Annotated in this window: 5 protein-coding genes; all 5 read right to left on the bottom strand. The window is 75.2% G+C overall.

From position 1 onward, the window contains the following. On the bottom strand, positions 1–1,642 hold a 1,642-nt coding region (locus ABT112_RS32855), incomplete at its 3' end, for a DEAD/DEAH box helicase (RefSeq protein ID WP_351515459.1). 714 nt (positions 1,643–2,356) lie between these two features. Continuing rightward, on the bottom strand, positions 2,357–3,001 hold the full coding sequence (locus ABT112_RS32850; protein ID WP_351515458.1) for a hypothetical protein: 645 nt from the start codon (positions 2,999–3,001) through the stop codon (positions 2,357–2,359). Positions 3,002–3,502: 501 nt separating this feature from the next. Further along, complete coding sequence (gene crcB, locus ABT112_RS32845; protein ID WP_351515457.1) at positions 3,503–3,877, bottom strand: fluoride efflux transporter CrcB; 375 nt, start codon at positions 3,875–3,877, stop codon at positions 3,503–3,505. After that, a complete protein-coding gene (gene crcB / locus ABT112_RS32840; RefSeq protein WP_502975520.1) occupies positions 3,874–4,362 on the bottom strand; it encodes a fluoride efflux transporter CrcB in 489 nt (162 codons plus the stop codon). Before crcB (ABT112_RS32840) ends, crcB (ABT112_RS32845) begins: the two co-directional genes overlap by 4 nt. Before the next feature lie 263 nt (positions 4,363–4,625). Continuing rightward, on the bottom strand, positions 4,626–4,976 hold the full coding sequence (locus tag ABT112_RS32835) for a metallopeptidase family protein (RefSeq protein ID WP_351515456.1): 351 nt from the start codon (positions 4,974–4,976) through the stop codon (positions 4,626–4,628). Between the last annotated feature and the right edge of the window lie 117 nt (positions 4,977–5,093).

The raw sequence follows: 5,093 nt of genomic DNA, 5'->3' as shown, positions 1-5,093 counted from the left end.
CGGAGGGACGCTCGTCACGGCGCTCACGGCGCTCGAAGTTGCCCCGCTCGTCCCGACGGTCGTCACGGCGGTCGTCACGGCGCTCGGCAGAGCGGGCCGGCTCGGCCGGGCGCTCGGCCTGGGCCGGCACGAACGCGGTCTCCATGGCCTCCTGCGCCTGCTCCTCCGCGGCGGCCTCGGCAGCGGCGGCGACCGCGGCCTGCGGGTCCTCGCCGCGCTCCCGCGCCGCCCGCGCCAGCAGCCGGTCGGCCTCCTCGCGCAGCTCAGCGGCGCGACGCTGGACCTTCTCCAGCTCGCGGGTCAGCTCCTGCACGTCGCGCTCGGCCTGCTTGGCGGAGTTCGAGGCCGACTCGGCCTGCACCTCGGTGAGCGAGCGAGCCCCGGTGATCCGGGCCACGTCCTCGTCGAAGGCGCCCGAACCGCCGACGATGTGGCGCGAGGCGTCGACGCCCGCGTCCTCCATCAGCCGGAAGATCTGCTTGCGCTGGTGCGGCAGGGCCAGGGAGACCACGGTGCCGGACTGGCCGGCCCGGGCCGTACGGCCGGAGCGGTGCAGGTAGTCCTTGTGGTCGCCGGCCGGGTCGACGTTCAGCACCAGGTCGATGCCGTCGACGTGGATACCGCGCGCGGCGACGTCGGTGGCGACGAGGACGTTGACGTACCCGTCCTTGAAGTCGGCCAGCGTCCGGGTCCGCGCGCCCTGGGTCATGCCGCCGTGCAGGGCGTCGGCCCGCACACCGGAGTCGATGAGCTGCTCCGCGACGCGGTCGGCGCCCATCTGGGTGCGGACGAAGATGATGGTCCGGCCCTTGCGGGCGGCGATGGCGGCGGTGACCGGGGCCTTGTCCTTCGGCTTCACGACCATGACGTGGTGGGTCATCGTCGACACGGCACCGGCCGACGGGTCGACCTCGTGGGTGATCGGGTCGGACAGGTAGCGCTTGACCAGGGTGTCGATCTCGTTCTCCAGCGTCGCGGAGAACAGCATCCGCTGGCCGCCGGTCGGCACCAGGTCGAGCAGCTCGGTGACCTCGGGCAGGAAGCCCAGGTCGGCCATCTGGTCGGCCTCGTCGAGGACGGCGATCTGGACCTTGTCGAGCGAGGCGGCGCCCCGGTTGATCAGGTCGCGCAGCCGGCCCGGGGTGGCGACGAGGATGTCGACCCCGCGCTCCAGGGCGTAGATCTGATTGCCCATCGAGGTGCCGCCGCAGACGACCTTGATCTTGAGCCCGAGCACATCGCCGTACGGCTGGAGCGCGTCGGCGACCTGCATCGCGAGCTCACGGGTCGGGGTGAGGATGACGCCGCGGGGGCGCTTCTTCTCGGTGGTGCCGCCGGCGAGCTGCGTCAGCAGCGGGAGGCCGAAGGAGAGGGTCTTGCCGGAGCCGGTGCGGCCGCGGCCGAGGATGTCCTCACCGGCCAGGGCGTCCGGGATGGTCGCGGCCTGGATCGGGAAGGGCGTGGTGACGCCGTTCTGGGCCAGCTTGCGGACGACCGGCTCGGGCAGACCGAGGTCCCCGAAGGTGACCGTGGGAGCCTCGGCGGCCTGCTCGGCCGCCTCCTGCTCCGGTGCCTCGACGATCTCGTCGGGTGCGGTCTCGTCCGCGGGCATGACGGCGTGGTCAGTAGCAGAAATGGACATGCGAAATGCAAAACCTTCCGAAGTCTCGGCACGTGCCCAGACTCCGTGAATCGCATACGACCGCCTCGATGCGGTCAGCCACGGCCAGGAACAGGAACGCGCCACGGGGCGCTCTTGGGCCTCTCGGCGAGAGGTCATCGTGGCGCCAGGCAAATGGGATCAAACGATCTGCCACCATACGCACCGGGTGACCCCAGAAGCAAATCGCCTGTCAGCGGGCGGGAATCGCGCTCGTTCCGGCGCCCCGTGGGGCTGCCGGAGGCCCCGGACACACCCGTCGGAGGACCGGACGGAGTCGTCCCGGGCACCGGGATCCGGAATGCGGCGGCACCAGACGGGGCGCCGGGCACGGGAAGGCTCGCGGGCGGGCCTGCGGGAGGGCTTACGGGAGGGCTTACGGGAGGGCTCACGGGAGGACCTGCGGCGGACCGGGCTGGGCGACGGACGGGCCGGGGTCGGCGACGGACGGACCGGGGTCGGCGGAGCACCGGGACCGGGACCGGGGCCAGGACCGGGGCCGGGACCAGGACCGGGGCCGGGACCGGGACCAGGACCGGGGCCGGGACCAGGACCGGGGCCGGGACCGGGACCAGGACCGGGGCCGGGACCAGGACCGGGGCCGGGATCACGGCCACCGGCACCCGTCACCGCGGGCCGGCCACGCAGCACGCCGCAGATCAGTGCCTCCGGGCCGGTCAGTACCTCTGGGGCACGTCAGTAGCTCTGCGCCGACGGCCCGGTCTGCGGCGCCGGCCCCGTCGGCGCCCACTGGGCCGCCGTGTCCGGGACGCCCGGCGGGAGCGGGCTGCCGGAGCCGCTGGGCTGCGCGGTCGTCGGCTCGGGGGCCGGGGTGGAGGGCTGGGGCTCCGGTGTGGGGGAGCCCTGCGACGGCGTCGGCGTGGGGGACGCCGGTGCCGTGGAGCCGGCCGGTGGCCGGGACGGCGTCGGCGGCCGGGTGGCCGGGCCCGGCCGCTCCGTCCGCCCGGGCCCGTCGGACCGGCCGGGCCGCACCGGCTCGCGCTGCGCCCCCGCGTCCCGCCGGGCCCCCGGCCCGGTCCGGTGCTCGCCGCCCGGTGCCCGGCGCTTGCCGTCAGTCGCACCGTGCTCCGCGTGTCCGGCCACCCGACCGCCGCCGAAGCTGCCGGTCGTCGCGGCCACTTCGCCGTCGGGCTCGGTCGCCCTGCCCCGCTCGGCCGCCTTCCGGGTCGGCGCCGGCTCCTCGGGGTCGCTCACGTTCATGCAGCCGGTGGCCCCGCCGGCCGCCGCCGCGACGGCCAGCGCAGCGGCCGCCGCCCGGACGAGGGGCGGCGGGACGGCGGGCAGCGGGCGGTCCGGGAGACGGGCGGTGAACAGGCGCATGCGCGGGCACCTCCGGGGCGCGGCGTGGCAGGGACGCTCTGTTCAACTCCCCTTCCCCGGCCCAGGACACGCGCCCCCGGCTCAGGGACACGCGGCCGTGCCCGGCCCACGCGACACAGCCCGCCGAGCGGCACGGCCCCTCGCACACGCCCCGCCCCGAGGCACCGCCCCGAGGCACCGGCCCGAGGCCCCGACCCAAGGCCGGCCCAAGGTGCCGTCCCGATGTGCCTCCCCTGAGCCGTCCCGAGGCACCGGCCCAAGGTGCAGTCCCGATGTGCCTCCCCTGAACCCGTCCCGACGTGCCTCCCACGTGCCGTTCCGAGACGTCGGGCGATGCGACGCGGCCGGAGCCGGGCCCCGCAACCGACTGCCCGTCGCGGCCCCGGCCCCCCGGAGCACCTGAGCACCCCTCCGCCCGGCAGGCCCGGAACATCACTCAGCCCAGCAGCCCAGCAGCCCGGCATGCCGCTCGACTCAGCTGCCGCTCGACTCAGCAGCCGCTCAGCCCAGCAGCCCCTCCGCGAGCGCCCGCCCCAGAGCGGCGGCGCCCAGCCCCACCACCACCGACCCGACGACGTTCGCCACGGCCGCGAGCGCGTGCCCCCGCTCGCCGAGCCGCAGCGACTCGTAGGAGAACGTCGAGTACGTCGTCAGCGCGCCGCACAACCCCGTCCCCAGCAGCAGCTGCACCCGTGACGAGGCAGCACCGGCGGCCACCGCGCCCGTCACCGCACCCAGCACCAGCGAACCGGCCATGTTGACGACGTACGTACCCCACGGGAACACCGAGTCGTGCCGGGCCTGCACCGCCCGGTCCACGAGGTAGCGCAGCGGCGCGCCGACGGCCGCGCCCACGGCCACGAGCAGCCAGTTCACCGGCTCCCGCCCCCGTTCCCGGCGGGGAGGCCCGGGGCCGTGCGCCGCCGGACGGCCGCCCGTGTCAGGGCCGCGGCCGCCGCTACGCCGCCGAGCGCCGCGCCCAGCGTTCCGGCCGCGTACCCGGCCGCCGTCCCGGCCCGCCCGCGGTCGAGCAGCTCCACGAGGTCCACGGCATAGGTCGAGAACGTGGTGAAGCCGCCCAGCACCCCGGTGCCGAGGAAGGGCCTGACCAGCGGATGTGCCTCCCGGGTCTCCACCACGAGCACCATCAGCACACCGATCAGCGCACAGCCGACGGCGTTGACCCCGAGCGTCGTCCAGGGGAACGTTCCTGCCGCCGTCGGCCGGACCAGGGACGCCCCGTACCGGGCACAGGCCCCGATGACGCCGCCCGCGGCGACCACCGGGACCACCGTCCACAGGCGGTGCCCGACGGCTTCGGCTCGGTCCGCGGGGATGTGCAGATCGACGTCGGGGTCCACCGGCTCCCGGAGCGGCCCGGAGACGGCGGTCGCGCCCGGCGGCCGACGCCGTGGCCCGCCCCGGTGCGCCGCCTCCGGCACTGCGCCGGACGCTTCCGGTGGCGCGCCGGTGCCGGTCCGGTCACCGCCATCGGACGGTTCGCCGGTGCCGTACCGGTCACCGTGGCCGTCGCCGTCCGCGTCACCGTTGCCGTCACCGTTACCGTCCGCGCCTCCGTCGGACGGTTCGCCCCTCCCCGGGCGCTCCCCGGCCTCCTCCGCGCTCACCCGTAGCCAAGGGCATGCAGCCGCTCGTCGTCGATGCCGAAGTGGTGGGCGATCTCGTGCACCACCGTCACCTCGGTCTCCGAGACGACCTCCTCACGGCTGGTGCACATCCGCAGGGTGGGCCCCCGGTAGATCGTGATCCGGTCCGGCAGCACGCCCGCGTACCACTCGCCGCGGTCGGTGAGCGGCGTCCCCTCGTACAGCCCGAGCAGCTCCGGGTCGTCCGCCGGCGGTTCGTCCTCCACGAACACCGCGACGTTGTCCATCAGCCGCGTCAGCTCCGGCGGGATCCGGTCCAGCGCCTCGGCGACCAGTTCCTCGAACTCCTCGCGCGTCATCTCCAGCACGCTGCTCATTCTCCGCCACGAAGCCCCGGACCGTCCACGGAGATATCGTCGAAAGGTGAACCAGCAGACTCATCACGCTGCGCAGCAGGGTGCCGAGAAGCAGACCATGGTGTGCTC

The organism is Streptomyces sp. NPDC002055 (assembly GCF_040296705.1).
Taxonomy (GTDB): domain Bacteria; phylum Actinomycetota; class Actinomycetes; order Streptomycetales; family Streptomycetaceae; genus Streptomyces.
Note: the sequence above shows the minus strand (reverse complement) of the source record. Positions and strands in the feature narration are given on the sequence as shown.